At 74.1% G+C, this 19,533-nt stretch carries 18 protein-coding genes; 9 read left to right on the top strand and 9 right to left on the bottom strand.

Annotated features, from left to right (window positions below):
- Nucleotides 1-5 precede the first annotated feature (5 nt).
- From murC to AB0B01_RS04530, 3 genes are all read right to left on the bottom strand, one after another.
- Nucleotides 6-1,403 (bottom strand): UDP-N-acetylmuramate--L-alanine ligase, encoded by a 1,398-nt coding sequence (gene murC / locus AB0B01_RS04540; RefSeq protein ID WP_361712800.1) that lies wholly within the window; start codon nucleotides 1,401-1,403, stop codon nucleotides 6-8.
- A 58-nt stretch (nucleotides 1,404-1,461) separates the two neighbouring features.
- Nucleotides 1,462-1,929, bottom strand: a complete 468-nt coding sequence (locus AB0B01_RS04535; RefSeq protein WP_361712798.1) for an indole-3-glycerol phosphate synthase — start codon at nucleotides 1,927-1,929, stop codon at nucleotides 1,462-1,464.
- 135 nt (nucleotides 1,930-2,064) lie between these two features.
- Nucleotides 2,065-2,835, bottom strand: coding sequence for a pyrimidine reductase family protein (locus AB0B01_RS04530; RefSeq protein ID WP_361712796.1), 771 nt, complete (start codon nucleotides 2,833-2,835; stop codon nucleotides 2,065-2,067).
- Nucleotides 2,836-2,919: 84 nt separating this feature from the next.
- On the opposite strand from AB0B01_RS04530, the gene zapE reads away from it, so the two are divergent.
- The 4 genes from zapE (at nucleotide 2,920) to AB0B01_RS04510 (ending at nucleotide 7,139) form a co-directional block, all read left to right on the top strand.
- Nucleotides 2,920-4,008, top strand: a complete 1,089-nt coding sequence (gene zapE, locus AB0B01_RS04525) for a cell division protein ZapE (RefSeq protein ID WP_361712852.1) — start codon at nucleotides 2,920-2,922, stop codon at nucleotides 4,006-4,008.
- 60 nt (nucleotides 4,009-4,068) lie between these two features.
- On the top strand, nucleotides 4,069-4,494 hold the full coding sequence (locus tag AB0B01_RS04520) for an OsmC family protein (RefSeq protein WP_361712794.1): 426 nt from the start codon (nucleotides 4,069-4,071) through the stop codon (nucleotides 4,492-4,494).
- A 263-nt stretch (nucleotides 4,495-4,757) separates the two neighbouring features.
- Nucleotides 4,758-6,113: an alkaline phosphatase PhoX gene (locus AB0B01_RS04515; RefSeq protein ID WP_361712792.1), complete on the top strand. Its 1,356-nt coding sequence runs from the start codon at nucleotides 4,758-4,760 to the stop codon at nucleotides 6,111-6,113.
- Between the two features lie 195 nt (nucleotides 6,114-6,308).
- Nucleotides 6,309-7,139, top strand: coding sequence for a PPK2 family polyphosphate kinase (locus AB0B01_RS04510; protein WP_361712850.1), 831 nt, complete (start codon nucleotides 6,309-6,311; stop codon nucleotides 7,137-7,139).
- Nucleotides 7,140-7,148: 9 nt separating this feature from the next.
- On the opposite strand, the gene AB0B01_RS04505 is transcribed toward AB0B01_RS04510, so the two are convergent.
- Nucleotides 7,149-9,929 (bottom strand): hypothetical protein, encoded by a 2,781-nt coding sequence (locus AB0B01_RS04505; RefSeq protein WP_361712790.1) that lies wholly within the window; start codon nucleotides 9,927-9,929, stop codon nucleotides 7,149-7,151.
- A 248-nt stretch (nucleotides 9,930-10,177) separates the two neighbouring features.
- Between AB0B01_RS04505 and AB0B01_RS04500 the strand changes: the two genes are divergently transcribed.
- Nucleotides 10,178-10,966, top strand: coding sequence for a polysaccharide deacetylase family protein (locus AB0B01_RS04500; protein ID WP_361712848.1), 789 nt, complete (start codon nucleotides 10,178-10,180; stop codon nucleotides 10,964-10,966).
- A 51-nt stretch (nucleotides 10,967-11,017) separates the two neighbouring features.
- On the opposite strand, the gene AB0B01_RS04495 is transcribed toward AB0B01_RS04500, so the two are convergent.
- The 4 genes from AB0B01_RS04495 to AB0B01_RS04480 are packed head-to-tail and all read right to left on the bottom strand — an operon-like array spanning nucleotide 11,018 to nucleotide 13,392.
- A complete protein-coding gene (locus AB0B01_RS04495) occupies nucleotides 11,018-11,236 on the bottom strand; it encodes a hypothetical protein (RefSeq protein ID WP_361712788.1) in 219 nt (72 codons plus the stop codon).
- A gap of 13 nt (nucleotides 11,237-11,249) precedes the next feature.
- Nucleotides 11,250-11,900 carry an ABC transporter gene (locus AB0B01_RS04490; RefSeq protein WP_361712786.1) on the bottom strand — a complete coding sequence of 217 codons (651 nt, stop codon included), beginning with the start codon at nucleotides 11,898-11,900 and terminating at the stop codon, nucleotides 11,250-11,252.
- Nucleotides 11,897-12,721: an ATP-binding cassette domain-containing protein gene (locus AB0B01_RS04485; RefSeq protein ID WP_361712846.1), complete on the bottom strand. Its 825-nt coding sequence runs from the start codon at nucleotides 12,719-12,721 to the stop codon at nucleotides 11,897-11,899. The genes AB0B01_RS04490 and AB0B01_RS04485 overlap by 4 nt, the downstream gene beginning before the upstream one ends.
- Nucleotides 12,718-13,392 carry an AIM24 family protein gene (locus AB0B01_RS04480; RefSeq protein ID WP_361712784.1) on the bottom strand — a complete coding sequence of 225 codons (675 nt, stop codon included), beginning with the start codon at nucleotides 13,390-13,392 and terminating at the stop codon, nucleotides 12,718-12,720. The genes AB0B01_RS04485 and AB0B01_RS04480 overlap by 4 nt, the downstream gene beginning before the upstream one ends.
- A 71-nt stretch (nucleotides 13,393-13,463) precedes the next feature.
- Between AB0B01_RS04480 and AB0B01_RS04475 the strand changes: the two genes are divergently transcribed.
- The 4 genes from AB0B01_RS04475 (at nucleotide 13,464) to AB0B01_RS04460 (ending at nucleotide 18,715) form a co-directional block, all read left to right on the top strand.
- On the top strand, nucleotides 13,464-14,204 hold the full coding sequence (locus AB0B01_RS04475; protein ID WP_361712782.1) for an aminoacyl-tRNA hydrolase: 741 nt from the start codon (nucleotides 13,464-13,466) through the stop codon (nucleotides 14,202-14,204).
- Nucleotides 14,205-14,403: 199 nt separating this feature from the next.
- Nucleotides 14,404-15,723 (top strand): DUF692 domain-containing protein, encoded by a 1,320-nt coding sequence (locus AB0B01_RS04470; RefSeq protein ID WP_361712844.1) that lies wholly within the window; start codon nucleotides 14,404-14,406, stop codon nucleotides 15,721-15,723.
- Nucleotides 15,720-16,778 carry a TIGR04222 domain-containing membrane protein gene (locus tag AB0B01_RS04465; RefSeq protein ID WP_361712780.1) on the top strand — a complete coding sequence of 353 codons (1,059 nt, stop codon included), beginning with the start codon at nucleotides 15,720-15,722 and terminating at the stop codon, nucleotides 16,776-16,778. Before AB0B01_RS04470 ends, AB0B01_RS04465 begins: the two co-directional genes overlap by 4 nt.
- A 104-nt stretch (nucleotides 16,779-16,882) precedes the next feature.
- Nucleotides 16,883-18,715, top strand: coding sequence for an alpha/beta hydrolase (locus tag AB0B01_RS04460; RefSeq protein WP_361712778.1), 1,833 nt, complete (start codon nucleotides 16,883-16,885; stop codon nucleotides 18,713-18,715).
- A 103-nt stretch (nucleotides 18,716-18,818) separates the two neighbouring features.
- On the opposite strand, the gene hemQ is transcribed toward AB0B01_RS04460, so the two are convergent.
- Nucleotides 18,819-19,532 (bottom strand): hydrogen peroxide-dependent heme synthase, encoded by a 714-nt coding sequence (gene hemQ / locus AB0B01_RS04455; protein ID WP_356847003.1) that lies wholly within the window; start codon nucleotides 19,530-19,532, stop codon nucleotides 18,819-18,821.
- Nucleotide 19,533: the final 1 nt, after the last annotated feature.

Genomic DNA, 19,533 nt, shown 5'->3' with positions numbered 1-19,533 from the left:
CTCCCTCAGCTCGACAGGCGGGCGAGGATGGCCGGACCGAGGTCCGTGACGTCGCCCGCGCCCATCGTGAGAACGAGATCGCCGGGCTTCGCCATTCCCGCGATGACGTCGGCGACGTCTTCCTTCTCGTGCTCGGCGGTGACGTCGGCGCCCGCGGCGCGCGCCGCGGTGATGATGATCTCGCTGGTGACCCCGGGGATCGGGTCCTCGCGGGCCGGGTAGATGTCCAGGACCACGGCGGAGTCGGCCAGCGCGAGGGCCTGGCCCATCTCCTTGCCCAGTTCCTGGGTACGGGAGAAGAGGTGCGGCTGGAAGACGACCAGGATGCGGGAGTCCCCGGCGGCGCCGCGGATGGCCTCCAGGTCGGCGGTCATCTCCGTCGGGTGGTGGGCGTACGAGTCGATGACCTGGACACCCGCCGCCTCGCCCTTGAGCTGGAGGCGGCGCTTGACCCCGGTGTACTTGCCCAGCGCCGAGGCGAGGTTGTGCGCCGGGATGCCGAGGGCGACGCCCGCGGCGAGGGCGGCGACGGCGTTGTGCGCGTAGTGGCGGCCGGGCACGGAGACGGTGAAGGTGAGCATCCGGCCGTCCAGGACGACGGTGACCTCGCTGGTCAGACCACGCGGGGTGATCTTCGCGATCCGGACGTCGGCGCCTTCCTCCTCGCCGTACGTGACGACGGTGAGGCCGGCCGTGCCGGCGACGCGGCGGGCGATCTCGGCGGCGCCCTCCTGGCCGTGGGCCACGACCAGGGTGCCGCCGGGCACGATCTTGCCGACGAAGGTCTCGAAGGACGCGTAGATCTCCTCCATCGACGCGTAGTTCGCGTGGTGGTCGAGCTCCGCGTTGAGGATGATCGCGACCTGCGGGGTGTACTTGTGGAAGCTGCGGTCGCTCTCGTCCGCCTCGGCCACGAAGATGTCGCCCTCGCCGTGGTGGGCGTTGGAGCCTGGGGCGTCCAGATCGCCGCCGATCGCGTACGAGGGGTCCAGGCCCAGCGCCGACAGGGAGACCGCCAGCATCGAGGTGGTGGTGGTCTTGCCGTGCGTACCGGCGACCGCGATCGGCCGCAGGCCGTCCATCAGGGCGGCCAGGGCGTCGGAGCGGTGCACGACCGGGACGCCGAGCTCGGCGGCGCGCGCCAGCTCGGGGTTGTCCGCGCGGATGGCACTGGAGACGACCACGCAGGTGGCGTCCGCGGCGAGGTGGTCGGCGGCGTGGCCGATGTGGACCGTCGCGCCGTGGGCGCGCAGCGCCTGGGCGGTCTCGGAGTCGCGGGCGTCGCTGCCCGCGACCTTCGCCCCGCGCTGGGCGAGGATCTTCGCGATGCCGGACATCCCGGCGCCGCCGATGCCGATGAAGTGCGGGCGTTCCATGGCGGTCGGCAGGCCGGGCGGCGTCATACGGGATCTCCCCAGGGTGCGGGTCGGGCGGGTGCGGACGAGTATGTCGGGGGCCAGCCTATTCGTTGTGGGCGAAGAGCTTGAGCACCGGAACGCCGACCTTGTGCCGGGCCCGCGAGGCCCAGTCCCGGTGGAAGAACTCCTCCACGAAGTGCGGGGCGGTCAGGACGATCACCTCGTCGGCCGTCGACTCCTCCACGACCGTCTTCAGCCTGTCGAGCGGATGGTCCTCGACCAGCTGTCCGACGGCCGTGGCACCCTTTCGGCGCAAGGCCTCCAGGGAATGGGCGAGCGCCTGCTCGGCGGGGCCGCGGGCGGCCTTCCCCTCGGGGATGTCGGCCTCGTGCAGGGCCTCGGGCAGCTCGCCGAGCGCCACGTCGTCGATGGCGCGCAGCAGCCGGTCCTGGTCGCCCCGGGGCTGCATGAGGACGACGAAGGAGACCGGGTCGTCCCCGTGCAGGGTGGTGACGAAGTCCACGTCGACCGGGGTCAGCGGCTGCTCGATCATCAATACGCTCGTGAACACGGACGCCCTCTCCTTCATGGGCCGCGGCCGGTCGGCCTGCCCCTGCGGAAACCATCCTGCCCCGCTCTCGCACGGGACCTGCGCAGGTATATGTGCCCAGCGGAAGCTAAGCGGAACGGGGAATTCCGCCCCTTGTCAGATCCGACGGTAGCTCGTGAAGAGGAACCCGGCCTCCTCCAGTACGGAGGCCGGCGCGAGCCGCTGCGGCACCGTGATCGACGGACCTGCCGAGATGCGCTGGGCGGTCCCCGCCGTGAGCATCGGCGAGATCGTCAGACACAGCTCGTCCAGTGCGTCGGCGGCCACGAACTGGCCCAGCAGCCGGGGCCCGCCCTCGGTGAGCTGGCGGCGCAGCCCCCGGTCGGCGAGCTCGCGCACCACCCGTACGGGGTCGGCGCCCGCGCCTTCTCCGGCCACCACGACCTGGGCCCCGGCCCGGGTGGCCTCGGCGACCCGGTCGCCGGGCGCGGCCGCCCCGGTGACGACGAGGGTGGGCACCAGGGGCGAGGTGAACAGCGGCAGGGAGAAGTCCAGGTCCAGACCGGCCGTGACCACCGCGATGGCCGGGGCGGGGCCCTGCCCGGCGGCCGCGCGCCGGGCCGCGAAGGCCTCCCGGGCCCGGGCCGGGCGGTAGCCCTCCTGGCGAACCGTTTCGGCTCCGACGACCACCACATCGGCCAGCGCCCGGAGGGTGCCGAAGATCCGCATGTCGGTCTCGCCGGAGATCGGCTGCGAGCGCCCGTCGTGCTGGGCGGCGCCGTCCAGGGTCGACACCATGTTCGCCCGCAGCCAGTGGCCGTCCGGCCGCATCTCGGGGTAGTCGTAGGCCTCGGCCAGCTCGTCGAGCGACCACTCGCGGTCCGTGGCGGCGGGTGTCTGATCGGTCACAGGGAACAGGCGTCGCATCGGTGCAGTGTGCCATGACCCGTAGAGTTAAGAGCTGTGTCAACCTCACTCTCCGCCTCCGGTCCCCGCTCCGGGCGATCCCCGATAGCCGGTACGGCCCCCGCGGCCGACACGGTCGATGCCGGCCCGCAGGCGCTGTGCGCCCGAGAACCGCGCGTCCCCGCCGAACGGCTGGTGGCCGAGATGGTGCCGCCGCCGCGGTTCGACTCGGTGCGCTTCGACACGTACGTCCCGGACCCGGCCCAGCCGAGCCAGGCCGAGGCCGTCACCGTGCTGAGCGGCTTCGCCGCCGGCCTGGGCGGGGCCCATGCCACCGGCTCCGGCAAGCGGCGGTGGTTCTCCAGGACCCCGAAGAGCACGGCCCCGGCCGCCCCGCGCGGGGTCTACCTCGACGGCGGCTACGGCGTCGGCAAGACCCACCTGCTCGCCTCCCTGTGGCACGCCACCCCGGCCGAGCCCGCGCTGAAGGCCTTCGGCACCTTCGTGGAGCTGACCAACCTGGTCGGCGCGCTCGGCTTCCAGCAGACCGTGCAGACCCTGGGCGGGCACCGGCTGCTGTGCATCGACGAGTTCGAGCTCGACGACCCGGGCGACACCGTCCTGGTGTCCTCCCTTCTCAGCCGCCTGGTGGAGCAGGGCGTGGCGCTGGCCGCCACCTCGAACACGCTGCCCGGCAAGCTCGGCGAGGGCCGGTTCGCCGCCGCCGACTTCCTGCGGGAGATCCAGGGCCTGTCGGCGCACTTCCGCCCGCTGCGGATCGACGGCCAGGACTACCGCCACCGCGGCCTGCCGGAGGCCCCGGCCCCGTTCTCGGACGAGCAGGTGGCGAAGACCGCGTACGCCACCGAGGGCGCCAGCCTGGACGACTTCCCCGGCCTGCTGGACCACCTGGCCCGGGTCCACCCGAGCCGCTACGGCGCCCTGACCGAGGGCATATCGGCGGTCTGCCTGACCGACGTGGGGCCCGTGCCGGACCAGTCGACGGCGCTGCGGCTGGTCGTCCTCGCGGACCGGCTGTACGACCGCGAGATACCCGTGGTCGCCTCGGGAGCGCCCTTCGACCGGCTGTTCAGTGACGAGATGCTGAACGGCGGCTACCGCAAGAAGTACTTCCGCGCCATCTCGCGGCTCACCGCGCTCGCGCGCGACGCGAAGCCCCTGGTGTCCCAGTAGGTTGGGGGCGCCGGCCCGTTCCGCGAGCCGGCCGTGTCCACTTCTGCGAAGGGATCCACCATGGCCACCACGCGTCACGCCCACACCGTCTGGGAGGGCAACCTGCTGGAGGGCAAGGGCGTCGTCACCCTCGACTCCTCGGGCATCGGCTCGTACGACGTCTCCTGGCCCTCGCGCGCGGAGGCGGCGAACGGCAAGACCAGCCCCGAGGAGCTGATCGCCGCCGCCCACTCCAGCTGCTTCTCGATGGCCCTGTCCCACGGCCTGGCCGGCGCGGGCACCCCGCCCACCCGCCTGGAGACCAAGGCCGACGTCACCTTCCAGCCGGGTGAGGGCATCACGGGCATCCACCTCTCGGTGCGCGGCGAGGTCCCGGGCCTGGACAACGACGCCTTCGTCGCCGCTGCCGAGGATGCCAAGAAGAACTGCCCGGTCAGCCAGGCCCTGACGGGGACGACGATCACCCTGAGCGCCGAGCTCGCCTGACGGGCACGGCACCGGGGACGCAGCACCCCGAGCGCGGGGCCCGTCCGGCGACCGCATCGGCCCGGCCGTCCGCGCGCCTCTGCCGACCCTCCGCCGCGGCCCCTGGCCGGGCGCCCCTACCGGTGCCCGGCTGGGCCCGGCGCCCCAGGGGACGGGATCCGGCCGGTGGGGTGAGCCGCCGGGGGCCGTCGCACGCGTCAGGGCGCGGCCGGCGGGTCCGCGTGGTACCACGGCCCCTCACCCCCTCACCCCGGGAGCCTCCGATGTCCCTCACCCGACGCAGCCTGCTCGCCGCCGGCACCGGCCTCGGCATCGCCTTCTCCGGAACCCTCGGTGCCCTGTTCGCCGCGAGCCCGCGGGCCGCGCAGGTACGACAGGGGTACGGGCCGCTGCTGCCCGACCCGCGCGGGCTGCTCGATCTGCCCGCCGGATTCGGCTACCGGGTGCTCTCCCGGGCCGGGGACCCGCTGCGGTCCGGCGAGGGCACCGTACCCGCCAACTGCGACGGCATGGCCGCCTTCGACGCGGGCCGGGGGCGGGTGCGGCTGGTGCGCAACCACGAGAACAAGCCCACCGCCGCGCTGCGCGTGCCCCCGGTGGAGGGGCTCACGTACGACCCGCACGCCCTCGGCGGCTGCACCGTCCTCGACCTCGACGCCGCAGGCCGGGTCACCGGCGAGCGCGTCGGCCTCGCCGGCACCGCAGTCAACTGCGCGGGCGGCCGTACGCCCTGGAACACCTGGCTCAGCTGCGAGGAGACCGAGGACCGGGCCGGGGACGCCACCGGGTACACCAAGGACCACGGCTACGTCTTCGAGGTCGACCCGGCCGACCCGCACCGCTGCGGGGCCGTTCCGCTCACCGCGATGGGCCGCTTCTCGCACGAGGCCGTCGCCGTCGACCCGTCCACCGGCACCGTCTACGAGACCGAGGACGCCTTCGTCAAGCCCTTCGGCCTCTTCTACCGCTTCCTGCCCGCGCGCCCGCTCGGCGGTCCCTGCTCCCTGCGGGCCGGCGGCACGCTGGAGGCGCTGCGCGTGCCAGGGGTGGCGGACCTGTCGGTGGTGAGCGAACCGGGCACCGAGTTCCCGGTGGAGTGGGTGCGCGTCCCGGACCCCTCGGCGGCCACCACCCCGATCCGCTTCCAGGACTTCGGGCGGGGCGGGATCACCCACGCCCAGAAGCTGGAGGGCTGCTACTGGGGCGGCAGCGGCGTGTACTTCGTGTCCAGCTACGCCCGCAGCCGCGAGGGCGCCGCCGCCGACCACCACGGCCAGGTGTGGTTCCACGATCCGCGGCGGTCCGTGATCCGGCTTGAGGTGGTCTTCGGCCCCGCCGGTGACATCCAGCTGCCCGGGGACGGCCCCGACAACATCTGCCTGGCGCCCGACGGCGGCCTGATGGTGTGCGAGGACGGCGGCGGCGCGCAGTACGTCTTCGGCCTGACCCCGGCCGGGGAGGTGTACCCCATGGCACGCAATGCCCAGGACATCGGCCGGCCCGGGGCGCCGGAGTGGGGGGAGTTCGCCGGGGTGACCTTCTCCCCGGACGCGCGGACGATGTACGTCAACGCCTACAACCCCGGAACCACCTTCGCCGTGACGGGCCCCTGGAACTGACCGCCTCGCACCGTCGTTCGATGTGCGGGACGATCGTACGGAGTCGACGGATTGGGGCAGGCGGCCGTGGCGAGGAAACCGAAGAAGCAGAAGAAGCCGGAGGGGCCGGAGGCGCCGAAGAGGGCGGAGAAGCCGGAGAAGCCGGAGCAGCCTCAGCCGGCGCAGCACGCGGCCGGGGCCGAGGCGCAGCCCTCGCTGCGCCCGCTGCTGCGCGTCCCCGCCGGCGACCGGGTCGACCTCGCCGCCCTCCCTGCCGCGGCGGTACCGGCCGGCCCCGCCGACAAGGCGGCCGGGGTGGCGGCGACCGCCGCCCTGGCCAAGCCGCTCGCCTCCCTCCAGGAGCGGCTGTACGCGGCCAGCACCGCCGGGGACCGCCGGCGCCTGCTGCTCGTCCTCCAGGGCATGGACACCTCCGGCAAGGGCGGCACGGTCAAGCACGTGATCGGCCAGTTCAACCCCTCGGGCTGCCGGATCACGGCCTTCAAGGCGCCCACCTCCGAGGAGCGGAACCACCCCTTCCTCTGGCGCATCATGAACGCCCTCCCCGCGCCGGGCGAGATCGGCATCTTCGACCGCTCGCACTACGAGGACGTCCTGATCGCCCGCGTGCACGAGCTGGTGCCGTCCAGCCGGCTGGAGCGCCGCTACGACGAGATCAACCACTTCGAGCAGTCGCTGGTGGACGACGGGGTCACGGTGGTGAAGGTCTTCCTCCACATCGGGTACGAGGAGCAGCGCCGACGGCTCCTGGCGCGGCTCGACAACCCCGCCAAGCACTGGAAGTTCAACCTGGGCGACATCGAGGAGCGCGCCCTGTGGCCCGCCTACCAGCAGGCGTACGAACTGGCCCTGGAACGCTGCTCCACGACGGCCGCGCCCTGGTACGTCGTCCCGGCCGACCGCAAGTGGTACCGCAACTGGGCCATCAGCAAACTGCTGCTGGAGCACCTGGAGGAGCTCGACCCGCACTACCCCGAGGGCGACTTCGACATCGAGGATTGCCGCGCACGCCTGCTCCGGACCTGAGGGGGTGGCTCACCGGCTGTCCGGCGCCTCGGGCGGAGCGGTCGAAACAGCCGGCGCCTCGGGCGCCTTCGGCAGGATGTCGAGGAGGAAGGGCTGCAGCCCCGCCACGATGACCGTGGCCACCCCGGTGGCCAGGGCGATGGCGACCGAAGACCACCAGGCCGCGATGAAGCCGAGGTTGTGGATGTCCGTCAGCCTCGCCGGCCGCATCCGGTTCTTCGCCAGCACGGCCCCGTCGGCGCACAGCCCGAGCGTCATGGCGAAGGTGAACGCCTGCAGTGCGTAGAGAAGGGTGCCCGTCCACGAGGCCCAGTGGGCCGGGTCGCGTGAGACGGCCACCTGCAGTACGGCGGGCACGAGCATCAGCCCGTACGTCCACAACGCCTTGGCGAGACCCGTCTCACCGCGGAGCAGCGGGAAGAAATAGCCGTACAGCAGGCCGTAGCCGCCCCAGACCAGCAGGATGGGCGCCGCGGTGGCGACGATGTCGAGCACCGGGTACTTGCTTTCCGAACGCGCCGCGACGACCGCGCCGGCCAGGGACAGCACGGTCCAGGGTGCGCCGATGACGGCGCCGGCCAGAGCGGCACGCAGTGCCCGCTGCCAGGGGACGGCGCCGGTGTACGCGCCGAACGCCAGCTGGCGCACGCTGACGGCCACGCCCGCCTGGTCCCTGCGCCGCTCGTCGTAGGACGACCGCTCGACGGCTCTCAGCCGGCGTTGGAGCGGGCGCGGACCGTCGGCGGCCTTCTCGTGGACTGCCTTGCGCAGGGACGACAGCGCCCGGCGAGCCGCGCCCGACTGGGCGCTCCGGTTGACCGCGCCGGTGTGCGCACCCGGGCCCTGCCGGAGGACGGCGGCGGCGCGCCTGATCTGCCCGTAGGGGAAGAGGAACCAGGCCATGAACGCCGCCGAGCAGGCGGTCACCCAGGAGGGAACCCCCAACAGCGAGAGACCGCCCGCCGCCAGGGTGAACATCAGGAGCATCCCCAGCGCGCGGTGCCCTCGCAGCTCCCTCGGACGCGTGACGGACGACCGCCCGCAGTCGTACAGGGCACGTACGGCGGCCGCGGCGAGCACGAGGCCGAGGACACCGTCCAGTTGCACGGCCAGGCCTCGGAGGTCCCACCATCCCGGGGACAGGAGCTCGTCCCGGTTCCAGGAGACGGCGAGGGCGAGGGCCACGGGAAGGAGCACGAGCACCCCGGTGCGGGAGGGCCGGGAACGCCCCACGGCCCACCATGCCGCGCAGCCGGTCGCCAGCACGGCCGCCGTTCCGACCACCAGCGGCCCCGCCCAGCGCAGGGCAACGGGGAGGACTCCACCGGCCGAGTGGATCGCCGCAGCCATCGTGATGAGCGGTACCCATGCACTCGCCCACAGGAGCGAGGAGAGCCGGATCCTCCAGCCCGTTCCCCGCGCGACGGCGCCGCACACCCAGGACAGTGCGCCCAGGACCAGGCTGAGGACCAGCAGCATTCCGAAGGCGGATCCTGCATCCGTCCGGCTCACCTGCACCTGCTGCAGTCCGATGAGCCCGCACATGATCGCGGCCCCCACGGCGGCGAGGAGGCAGGACAGGAGGAACCACCGGACCGCCATGCCCTTGCGGACAGTCGTACAGGATGCGGCGTCCGCCGCAGTGTCCGCCAGGAGCACGCGCACCGTTCGCGGGATCACGACCAGGATCCCGGCCACGACGAGTACCAGGGAGCCGGGGAGAGCCGCATATCCGGCAGCGCTCCACCCGAGCCACAGCCCGACCGAAGCGAAGAAGTCGTCTCCCAGGCCGTCGTCGGCGTGTGCGAGCAGTGGATCGATCCACGGAACCACGGAGAGGACCACGTGGACCGTGACCGCCGCACCCGTGATCCGGATCAGCCGGCGGATCCGGTCGGGCTGGCCGACGGACTCCAGAGCTCCGTTCCTGTAGGCGAGGAGCAGTGCACACCATCCCGCCGCCGCCAGCAGCGCCCGTCCCGTCGCCGCGAGGACACGCCCGGCCTGCGCCACGTACTGGCCGGCGTCGGGCAGCCAGCGTTCCATCGGCCCGTCGCCCGGGAGGTGGCGCCGGGGGGCGGCCTCGTCAGCCGGTGCCAAGGCGGCCTTCAGCATCTCGCCCCCTGCGCGCGTGTCCGCCAGGGTGTGCGGGTCTTGCGCCGCAAGGTGCCAGGAAGTCTCCACGGAACGGAATTCGGTGTTGTGCAGCGTCACCCGCAGTGACGTGGGGCCTCTGGAGTAGAGCACGAAGTCACCGGACGGCACCCGCGCGGTGCCTCTCACCGTGACGGTGGCCCGTTTCAGCAGCTGGTCGGCGGTCAGCTCGGGGAGCTGCCAGGTCGGCTCCGTATACCCCAGGGCCGGGACGCCCCATACGACCCGGACGAACGAGCTGACGTCGGCGGCCGCCTGTCCACGCCGCACCCGCTGCGCCAGGGTGCTGCCGGGGGGCACGTCGGCACTCAGCCGGATGTGCAGGGTGCGGGCGATTCCTTCTCTGACCTCCACGCTCCGCCTGAAGTCGGCATGTGTCGCAGAGTCCTTCGCCGGGGCCAGTTCCGTGAGGACCCGCTCCCACTCGCATCTGTCGGCGGCGGAGTCGGAACCGTGCAGCAGGACGTTCCCGTACCGGGGGCCCGTACCGCAACCGTTCTGGAACACGCTCGGCACCACGAACATGAAGGCGCCGACGGCCATCGAGGCGGCGCAGCCGAGCACGACCAGGGACAGCAGTCCCACCGCCTGCCGGAGGCAGAGGGCCGCCCGCTGCCGCAGCACTGCGCCCGTCACGGCCCCCAGCGTGTCAGGCGGGAGGACCGGATCGACCGGCCACACGCCCGGGGTCGCCCGGCCGGGGTCAGGCTTCTGACTTCGTGCCGTAGACCTATGATTGGCACATTGTCATATATTTTGCCTGCGTGACCTTTTATGTGCGCAAAGCGGCGGCTGCTGCCGCCCTCAGTGCCGCCCTCGCCGCCGCCCTCGCCGGATGCGGCGGCTCCGGCGGCTCCGCAGCCGGCAGTGCCGGGCAGGCCCGGATGGGGACGCCCGCGGGCTCCGCGGTGCCGTCCTCGGCCTCCTCCCCCGGGGCGGCCTCGCCCGGGGGAGCCGCCGCGCCGCCCGCCAAGGCTCCGACCCTGGCGCCCGGCCCGAACGGCCTGACCCCGGTCTTCGAGCGTACGAAGCAGCACACCGACAAGACCGTCGCCCTGACCTTCGACGCCGACATGACCTCCGATCAGGGGCCGCGCGCCGCGAGCGGGGAGCGCTTCGACAACCCCGAGCTGATCGCGACCCTCCGCACGCTCCAGGTGCCCTCGACCGTCTTCATGACCGGGCGCTGGGCCGAGGAGTACCCGGACCAGGCGAAGTCCATCGGCACCGATCCGAACTTCGAGGTCGCGAACCACTCCTACAGCCACCACGCCTTCAAGTCCCCCTGCTACGGGCTCCCGGCGCTCGACCCCGCCGCCGCCCGGGCCGACGTGGACCGGGCCTTCGCCGCCTTCCGCACGGCGGGCGCGGTCAACACCGTCCCGTACTTCCGCTTCCCCGGCGGCTGCTACGACGACGCCACCCTGCGCGTCCTGTCCACCGCCAAGGTCACGGCCGTCCAGTGGGACGTGGTCAGCGGGGACGCCTTCGCCAAGGACCCGGACGCGGTGGCCGAGCAGGTGCTCACGGGCGTGAAACCCGGCTCGGTGGTGGTCATGCACTGCACCCGCAGCGCGGCGCCGGTCACCGAGGAAGCCGTCCGGAAGATCGTCCCGGAGCTGCGCAAGCGCGGCTACCGCTTCGTGAAGGTCTCCGAGCTCATCGGAAAGTGACCCGCCCGGCCGGACCGGTCGGGCCCGGCGGGACCGGTCGGGGCCAGCAGCTCAGCCGGAGCAGGCGGTGCGCTCCGCGTCCTGCCACTCGCACACCGGGCACAGCACCACGCCCGGTGTGGCCACCCCGTACTCGGTGGGCTTGCCGCACTCCACGCAGTCGGCGTACGGCGGCCCGGGCGCCGGGCGGGCCGGTGCGGCCGGGGCGGGGCAGTACGACTCGGTCCCGGCCGGCCGGTCCGGTGCGTCCGCGCGGTCTTCTGCGTCCATGCGTCGAGCGTACTCAGCTCCGCCGCGCACTGACGAGGCAGGCCAGCGCCCCCGCCCCGCCGGCCAGCACCAGCGCGCCCGCCGCGGCGCCCAGCGGGAGCACCACCGTGCCCGCCCGGGCCCCCACGGTCAGCGCGCCCACTGCGCTGCGCGCCGGTGAGCCGCCCAGGCCCAGGGCGAGCAGCGAGCCCAGGCCGCCGGCGAGCAGCGCGAAGCCGCCCGAGCGCAGCACCGGCCTGCTGCACACCGCCCCCACGGCGGCGCCGGTCAGGGAACACGCCGCCACGGCGAGCGCCCCGGCACCGGCGGCCGTCCCGGGCTCCACGCCGCCGCGGTCGCCGGTCAGTACCACCGCCGCCGCACCCGCCGCACCGGCAAGTGCCGTCCAGCCGAGGGCGGTGAGCAGCGCCGCCGCGTGCACCCGTACGGGACCGGCCGCGGCGGCCGCGCAGTCGCGGGCGGCGTCGGGCTCGTTGGTCACGCACACCCGGACCAGCCAGGCGGTGACCGGGACCAGCCCGGCGGCCGCGAAGCCCAGCGAGTCCGGCATCGGATCGCCCGGCTGGATCCCGACGGCCAGCACGGCGGCGTACAGCAGCAGCGGGCCGATCCACCGCTGGGAGCGCAGCAGCAGGGCGCTCTGGTAGCGGAGCAACCCGCTCACTTCGCCTCCTCGCATTCCTTGACGGCTCGGATGTGCCAGGGCGGGTCCGCCATGAGCAGCTCCCGCAGCACCGCGTCGGACCGGGCGGCGGGCACCGTCAGCAGCAGGACGCCGCCGGGCGCGCGCCGCGCCGCCAGCCCGGGGGGCGGTGCGGAGCCCGGCGGTCCGGCCGCCTCGATCCGTACGTACGGGCCGCCGTCCGCGCCCGCCCGTACGGGAACCAGCCCGGTCCCCTCGACCCGGTAGTGCGCGTCGGCGGCCCCCGCCAGCCGCGCCGGGTCGTGGTCGACGAAGACCACCGTGCCCCCGGCGGCGGTCCGCTCGGCAACCGCCCGGTCCAGCTCGGCACGGGCGGACGCGTCGAGCCCGGTCCATGCCTCGTCGAGGACGAGCAGGCCGGGATCGGCGAGCAGCGCCTGGACGACGGCGACCTTCTGGCTGCTGCCCTTGGAGAGCTCGGCCAGCGGGGTTCGGGCGTACGCGGCGGCGCCGAACCTCTCCAGCCAGCGGGCCGCCCGGTCCGCGGCACCGGCGCGGGAGAGCCCGTGCACCCGGCCCAGGTGGACCAGGTAGGCGCTCGCGGTGAGCGGCAACGCCGCCGGGAAGCGCTCGGGTACGTACGCCGTGCGGCGCGGGCGGCCGGTGATACGCCCCTCGGTCGGGCGGTCGATGCCGGCGAGGAGGCGCAGCAGGGTGGACTTGCCGCCGCCGTTGCGCCCTTCGACGCGGACGAGCGCCCCCGCGGGCAGCTCCAGGTTGACCCCGCGCAGCACCCACGGCCGCCGCAGACCGTGGCGGCGGCCGACGCCGGTGAGCCTCAGTGGGCCGCCGCCGTCTCGGTCACCTCGCTGGGCCGGACGATGACGAAGCCCTCGCCGCTCAGCTTCAGCTGGACGGCCTCCCCGGAGCCGCCGCGGATCATCGAGCCGACCGACTGGGAGCGGTGCAGTCCCGTCTCCAGCTGCGCGCTCCAGCCGACCACCGCGTCCGTGTCCACGTACACCGGGGACTGGGCCGTGACCGGGATGATGATCGGGTTTCCGTCGCAGACCACGGCGAGCTTGCCGGTGCCGGTGAAGAGGCTGTTGAAGAGGCCGCCGCCGGTCATGCCCGCCCCCTTGACCACCTTTATCTCGTAGGAGAGCGTCGGGTCGAAGCAGAGCACGTTGCGGCCGTTGACGGTCAGCGCGTCGCCCGGCTCGAAGTCGATGATGAAGCAGTTGCCGGCCTGGTGGGCGAACCAGGCCTCGCCCTGTCCGCGGACGGCCATCAGCGCCAGGCCCTCGCCGGTGACGGCGCGCTTGAGCAGGTTGCCCAGGCCCTGCCCCTTCCGCTCGAACTGGAGGTTGCCGCGGAAGGCGACCATCGAGCCCTGGCGGGCCAGCATTTCACCGTTGACGGTGTACTTCACGGACTTGGCGTTCTGCAGGATCATGCCCGGAGTGGCGGATTGCGGAGCCAGGTTCTCGGACGCGAAAAGGTCGCTCTTCATGAGCCCGATCCTCACCTGGCACGGGCCCCCGCGGCATCATCCTCAAGTCGGAGCCTGGCATCCTTGGCCGGATGAGCACCGAGCACACCACACCGGTCCCGGCCGTCGGAGCGGACAGCCCGTTCCGGCAGGGCCGCATCTCCCGTGACGAGGCACCGCAGTTCGTCCTGCCCCTGGTGGTCCGCATCGAGAGGGCCGAGCCGCCGGCCCGGACGGACGCGCTGGAGACGGCCGCCCGCGCCGTCCTGGTCCTGCTGGCGGACGAGCGCGCGCAGGGCGGGGGCGAGTGGGCCGAGGCGGTCCGGGACTGGCAGGACGCGCGGATCCGGAAGGTGGTGCGGCGGGCCCGCGGGGCGGAGTGGCGCAAGGCGGAGACCCTGCCGGGTGTCACCGTGCACGGGGAGCGCTCGCAGGTACGGGTGTTCCCGCCGGTGCCGCTCGACGGCTGGCCCAAGGAGCTGGCCAAGCTCCAGGCGTCGGGGACGGATCTGGACGACCCGGAGCCCGCCGGCCCGGCCGAGCCGGGTGTGCCGGTGCTGTGGCTCAACCCCGAGCTGGACATGTCCGCCGGCAAGGCAATGGCCCAGGCCGGGCACGCGGCGCAGCTGGCGTGGTGGGAGCTGACCGGCTCGGAACGGGACCGGTGGCGGGACTCCGGTTTCCGGCTGGCCGTACGGACCGCCGCGCCCGGGCAGTGGGCGGAGCTGGGCGGGAGCGGGCTGCCGGTGGTGCGGGACGCCGGTTTCACGGAGATCGCGCCGGGCTCGGCGACCGTGGTGGCGGACCACCCGGCGCTTCGGGCACGGCTCTGACGGGGCGGCGGGTGCCGGCCGTCGGAGGCCGGCGTCACGCACGCCGGCCGCCGGCGCGGCGCATGACGGACTGCATGACGGGGCCGGCAGTGGAACCTCAAATGTTGCTCTGAACGTCCCCTCCCGCGGTTGGACCCGACCTCCTCGGGGCCATCACCACCGCACACGACCACGAGAGGGGGCGGGGGACATGAAGCCCATGGCACACCTGGGGGTGGGCATCGGCTGGCGGCCGGAGATCGCGGACGCCGTGGAGCGCCTGCCGGGCCTGGACTGGGTCGAGGTGGTGGCCGAGAACACCTGCCCCGGACACCTGCCCGCGTCCTTGCAGCGGCTGCTCGACCGCGGCGTCCGGGTCGTACCCCACGGGGTGTCGCTCGGCCTCGGCGGCGCCGAGCGGCCCGACCCGCAGAAGCTGGCGGCCCTCGGGGAGCGGGCGGTGGCGCTGGGGGCGCCGCTGGTCACCGAGCACATCGCGTTCGTACGGGCGTCCTCGCCGGCGCCGGCGCCGGGCGCGGTGCTGGAGGCGGGGCACCTGCTGCCCGTGCAGCGCACGCGGGACGCGCTCGACGTGCTGTGCGAGAACGTCCGGATCGCGCAGGACTCCCTCCCGGTGCCGCTGGCCCTGGAGAACATCGCCGCGCTGGTCTCCTGGCCCGGGGAGGAGCTGACGGAGGGCCAGTTCCTCACGGAGCTGGTGGAGCGCACGGGCGTCCGGCTGCTGATCGACGTGGCGAACCTGCACACGAACCGGGTGAACCGCGGGGAGGACCCGTTCGCCGTGCTCGACGGGATCCCGCTGGAGGCGCTGGCGTACGTGCACGTCGCCGGCGGCGTCGAGCGGGGCGGGGTGTGGCACGACACGCACGCGCACCCGGTGCCGGAGGAGGTCCTCGGCCTGCTGGCGCAGCTGCGGGCCCGGGTCGACCCGCCGGGTGTCCTGCTGGAGCGGGACGACGACTTCCCGGCGGAGGAGGAGCTGGCCGCGGAGCTGGCCGCGATCCGCGGGGTGGTGGACGCCGGCCCCGCCCGGCCCGCCGCCCACGCCGTCCCCTCCCCGGAACCCGCACCCGCACCCGCCCCGGACCACGCACCCTCGCTTGCGGCGGAGCGGGCCAGGCTGCGGGTGGGGGCGGAACAGGCCGCGCTGCTGTCCGCGCTCGTCGCGGGGACCCCGGTGCCCGAGGGCTTCGACCGGCAGCGGGTACGCGTGCAGGCCCGGGCGCTCGCCGCCAAGCGGGCCGGGGTGGTCGCGAAGCTGGCGCCGGAGCTGCCCGCGATCCTGGGCGGCGAGGAGCCGTACCGCGAGGCGTTCCTCGGCTACGCCCGCAACCGCCCCATGGCCGCGGGCTACCGCCGGGACGCGCTGGACTTCGCCGAGCACCTGCTGATCCGGGACCTGCCCGCCGACCCCGCCGCCCGGCGCCGGCTCACCGCCTGGTGGCGGGACCGGGCCGGGGCGAGGCCGCCGGCCCGGGTCGTGCGGTGGGCCCGCTCGCTCGTGGGGCGGGCGGCATGAACGTTCTTGCCGTCGCGATATGGATCGCCGTCATCGTCTCCTGTGTCCTGCTGTTCCGCGGCGTGCGCCGCAGCCTGCCGCCCGCGGTCGGTGCCGCGCCGCGGCTGCACGACCTGTCCGAGGCCGCGTTCATGGCGGGCGGCCCGGGCACGGTGGTGGACACCGCGCTCGTCTCGCTCCTCGGGGACGGCCGGCTGCTCGTCGGTGGACCGGGGATCGTCCACGTACGGCCGGGAGCACGGGCCGGTGACACGGCCGAGCGCGCCGTGCTCCAGGCCTGCGCGCAGGCTCCCTCCGGATGGCTGTACCAGGTGCGGTACGCGGCCATGCGCGATCCCGCCGTCCAGGAGACCGGCGACGGGCTCGCCGAGCGGGGCCTGCTCGCGGCGCCCGGTTCCGGCCGGAAGTGGCGGCGCCGGGCGGTGATCCAGGCCGTCGTGTGCGCGGCGTGGGTGGTGTTCTCGCTGCCCCTCACGTTCGTGGCGCCGGCGCTCGACCCGGGCCCGCAGGTGCCGTTCACCATCAAGGTGTTCCCCGCCCTGGCCGGCGGCATCGTGCTGGGCTGCGCCCTCGCGGTCCGGGCCAGGCAGCGGATCACCCCGGCGGGGCAGGCGGCGCTGCGGGAGTTCCGCACGCAGTACCTCAACGACCGGACCCCGCACGTCCAGACCGCCCTCTACGGGCTCCGGGGCCTGCAGGACCCGTACCTGCGCGCGCACCTGCTCCCGGCCGCCCGCGACACCCGCCTGGCCGCCGCCCAGGCGCGGGCCGCGCGTACCGGCTCCTCCCACGCCGCCTCCTCCCGCACCGGCTCCTCCTGCGCCTCCCCGGCCGAGGTCGTCCCGGTGGTCTGGTGCGCGGGCGGCGACACCGGCGGCGGGGACAACTCCGGTTCGGGCTGCGGCCACTCGGGCTCGGGCTGCGCGTCGTCGAGTTGCAGCGGTTCGAGCTGCGCCGGCTCCTCGGGATCCAGCTGCGGCAGTTCCTCCGGTTCGAGCTGCAGCAGCAGTTCCAGCTGCGGCAGCAGTTCGAGTTGCGGCAGCAGCAGCTCCTGAGCGCCCGCAAACGGGGGGACCACGGCCGACACCCGGCCGTGGTCCTGTACAACCGGTCGCCTTGCGCATCTCATCGGTTCATCCGAAGAGATGAAGGGGCTGGTATGCGGACTCCGCTCGTACGCCACGGGGTCGCCGCGGCGGCGCTCTGCCTCCTCCTGTGCGCCCCGGCACCGGCCCCGGCGCACGCGGGCGAAGCCACTGCTGCCGGGCCCGGCCCGGGGCGAAGCGGCACAACGGGAGCCGGCACGGCCGCAGCCGCCCGGGCCGCCGGCGAGGCCGCCGCCGCTGCGCCCCACGCGCTCGCCCGGGCGGCCGCCCAGAACGCCGGGGCCGAACTGGTCGCCCGCCGCGCCGCCGAGGCCGCCTCGGCGCCCACCCGTCCCGCCGCCGGAGGCGCAGGCAGCTCCGGGAACGCGGGCAGCTCCGGTGACGCCCGCGGCCGAAGCGGACGGCTGGAGTTCGGGGAGTGTCCCGCCGCCGAGGAACTGCCCTCCTCCGTGCGCTGCGCGACCCTGCCGGTTCCACTCGACTACGCCCGGCCCGACGGCCCGTGGATCACCCTCACCGTCAGCCGCGTCGCCGCCGACGGGCGCGGGGGCGCCGCCCGGCAGGGGGCGCTCGTGTACAACCCGGGCGGGCCCGGAGCCTCGGGGATGTTCTTTCCGCTCGTCGGCGGCCTGCCCGAATGGCAGCGCATCGCCGCCGCCTACGACCTCGTCGGCTACGCCCCGCGCGGGGTCGGCCGCTCCGCCCCGCTGTCCTGCGAGGATCCCGCCCGGCACGACCGGGCCCCCACGCAGGTGCCCGCGGAGCCCTCCCCCGCGTACAAGAAGGAACGCGCAGCCGCCGCCCGCGCCTACGCCCTCGGCTGCGCGCAGCGGGCCGGTGCGGCCCTGCCGTACTACAGCACCCTCGACAACGTCCGCGACCTGCACGTGCTCCGTGCCGCGCTCGGCGAGGAGAAGCTGACCTTCATGGGCGCCTCCTACGGCACCTACCTCGGCGCCGTCTACGCCACGCTGTACCCCGGCCACGTCCGCCGCATGGTCCTCGACTCGGCGGTCAACCCGGATCCCCGCCGCATCTGGTACCGCGCCAACCTCCACCAGGCCGTCGGGTTCGAGCGCCGCTGGGCCGACTTCCGCGCCTGGGCCGCCCGCCACCACGCCGTCTACCGCCTCGGCGCCACCCCGGCCGCCGTACAGGCGAGCTACGAGCGGGTGCGGGACGCGGTGGCCCGCACCCCCGCGGGCGGTGTGGTCGGCACCGGTGAGCTGCAGGCGGCGTTCCTCCGGGCCGCGTACTACGACGACGTCTGGACGGAGCGGGCGGCGGCGCTCAGCGCCTTCCTGGCGGGCGATCCGGGCCCGCTCATCCGGCAGGCCGCTCCCGACCGGGAGTCGGCGGCCGAACGCGAGAACGCCCGGGCCGTCTACACGGCGGTGCTGTGCAACGACGCGCCCTGGCCCGCCGACTGGGAGACCTGGGACCGCGACACCACCGAGACCGCCCGCCGCGCCCCCTTCGAGGCGTGGCCCAACACCTTCCTGAACCTGCCCTGCGCGTACTGGCCGGCGGCCGGGCGGCAGCAGCCGGTGGCGGTGGGCGGGCAGCCGGACGCGCTCCCGCGCACTCTGATCGTCGCGGCGGAGCGGGACGGGGCGACCCCGTACCCGGGTGCGCTGGAGCTCCAGCGGCGGTTCGGCCGGCAGGCCGCGTTGGTCACGGAGCGGGGGGCGGGCACGCACGGAGTCGTCGGCGGGCGCAATGACTGCGTGGACCGCCATGTGGAGCGGTACCTGCTGACGGGTGCCACCGCGGGGTGGCGCGTGTCGTGTGCGCCGCATCCGGAGCCCGCACCGGTGTCGCTGGACGACCGGGCGGCGAGCACCACGGGGGAGGCCCCCAGGGCACTGCTGCCGCCTGTCGTCTGAACTTCCGGGCGGGATCTCCGGCTGCGTCGATTCGGAAGTTCGGGTCTGTCTTCCGATCCGCCGGAGGAGGTCGATCCTCCGGCCCTTCCCCCCAGGGGAGGTATCAGGCGAGCCCGGCCACCAGGTCGGCGACGGACTTGCGGCGTCCGGTGAAGAAGGGCACCTCTTCACGGACGTGCATGCGGGCCTCGGAGGCGCGCAGGTGACGCATCAGGTCGACGATGCGGTAGAGCTCGTCGGCCTCGAAGGCGAGGAGCCACTCGTAGTCGCCCAGCGAGAAGGAGGCGACGGTGTTGGCGCGCACGTCGGGGTAGCCGCGGGCCATCTTGCCGTGGTCGGCGAGCATGCGGCGGCGGTCCTCGTCGGGCAGCAGGTACCAGTCGTACGAGCGCACGAAGGGGTACACGCTGACGTAGTCGCGGGCGACCTCGTCGGCCAGGAAGGCCGGGATGTGCGACTTGTTGAACTCGGCGGGGCGGTGCAGGGCCATGTTCGACCACACCGGCTCCAGCGCGCGGCCCAGCCTGGTGCGGCGGAACAGGTTGTACGCGGTCTGCAGCTCGTCCGCGGTCTCCGCGTGCCACCAGATCATGACGTCGGCGTCGGCGCGCAGGCCGGAGACGTCGTAGGTGCCTCGGACGGTGATGTCCTTGGCGGCCAGCTGGTCGAACAGCTCCTGGACCTCGTCGGCGTAACCGGCGCGGTCCTCGGGCAGTACGTCCTTCAGCTTGAAGACGGACCACAGGGTGTAGCGGATGACCTCGTTGAGGTCCTTCGCCTTCTTCCCCGCGTTGGGAATCTTCTCCGGTGCAGTCATG

It is taken from the genome of Streptomyces sp. NPDC044571 (assembly GCF_040647115.1).
Taxonomy (GTDB): domain Bacteria; phylum Actinomycetota; class Actinomycetes; order Streptomycetales; family Streptomycetaceae; genus Streptomyces.
The sequence above is the reverse complement of the archived record's forward strand: the minus strand, read 5'-3'. Positions and strand labels throughout refer to the sequence as shown.

Bases quoted from the DNA above. Each gene is read 5' to 3' on its own strand.
- AB0B01_RS04460 (WP_361712778.1), top strand. From the start codon at position 16,883: ATGCGGACTCCGCTCGTACGCCACGGGGTCGCCGCGGCGGCGCTCTGC.
- AB0B01_RS04515 (WP_361712792.1), top strand. From the start codon at position 4,758: ATGTCCCTCACCCGACGCAGCCTGCTCGCCGCCGGCACCGGCCTCGGC.
- AB0B01_RS04475 (WP_361712782.1), top strand. From the start codon at position 13,464: ATGAGCACCGAGCACACCACACCGGTCCCGGCCGTCGGAGCGGACAGC.
- AB0B01_RS04500 (WP_361712848.1), top strand. From the start codon at position 10,178: ATGGGGACGCCCGCGGGCTCCGCGGTGCCGTCCTCGGCCTCCTCCCCC.
- AB0B01_RS04530 (WP_361712796.1), bottom strand. From the start codon at position 2,835: ATGCGACGCCTGTTCCCTGTGACCGATCAGACACCCGCCGCCACGGAC.
- hemQ (WP_356847003.1), bottom strand. From the start codon at position 19,532: ATGACTGCACCGGAGAAGATTCCCAACGCGGGGAAGAAGGCGAAGGAC.
- AB0B01_RS04495 (WP_361712788.1), bottom strand. From the start codon at position 11,236: ATGGACGCAGAAGACCGCGCGGACGCACCGGACCGGCCGGCCGGGACC.
- AB0B01_RS04470 (WP_361712844.1), top strand. From the start codon at position 14,404: ATGGCACACCTGGGGGTGGGCATCGGCTGGCGGCCGGAGATCGCGGAC.
- murC (WP_361712800.1), bottom strand. From the start codon at position 1,403: ATGACGCCGCCCGGCCTGCCGACCGCCATGGAACGCCCGCACTTCATC.
- AB0B01_RS04480 (WP_361712784.1), bottom strand. From the start codon at position 13,392: ATGAAGAGCGACCTTTTCGCGTCCGAGAACCTGGCTCCGCAATCCGCC.
- AB0B01_RS04465 (WP_361712780.1), top strand. From the start codon at position 15,720: ATGAACGTTCTTGCCGTCGCGATATGGATCGCCGTCATCGTCTCCTGT.
- AB0B01_RS04520 (WP_361712794.1), top strand. From the start codon at position 4,069: ATGGCCACCACGCGTCACGCCCACACCGTCTGGGAGGGCAACCTGCTG.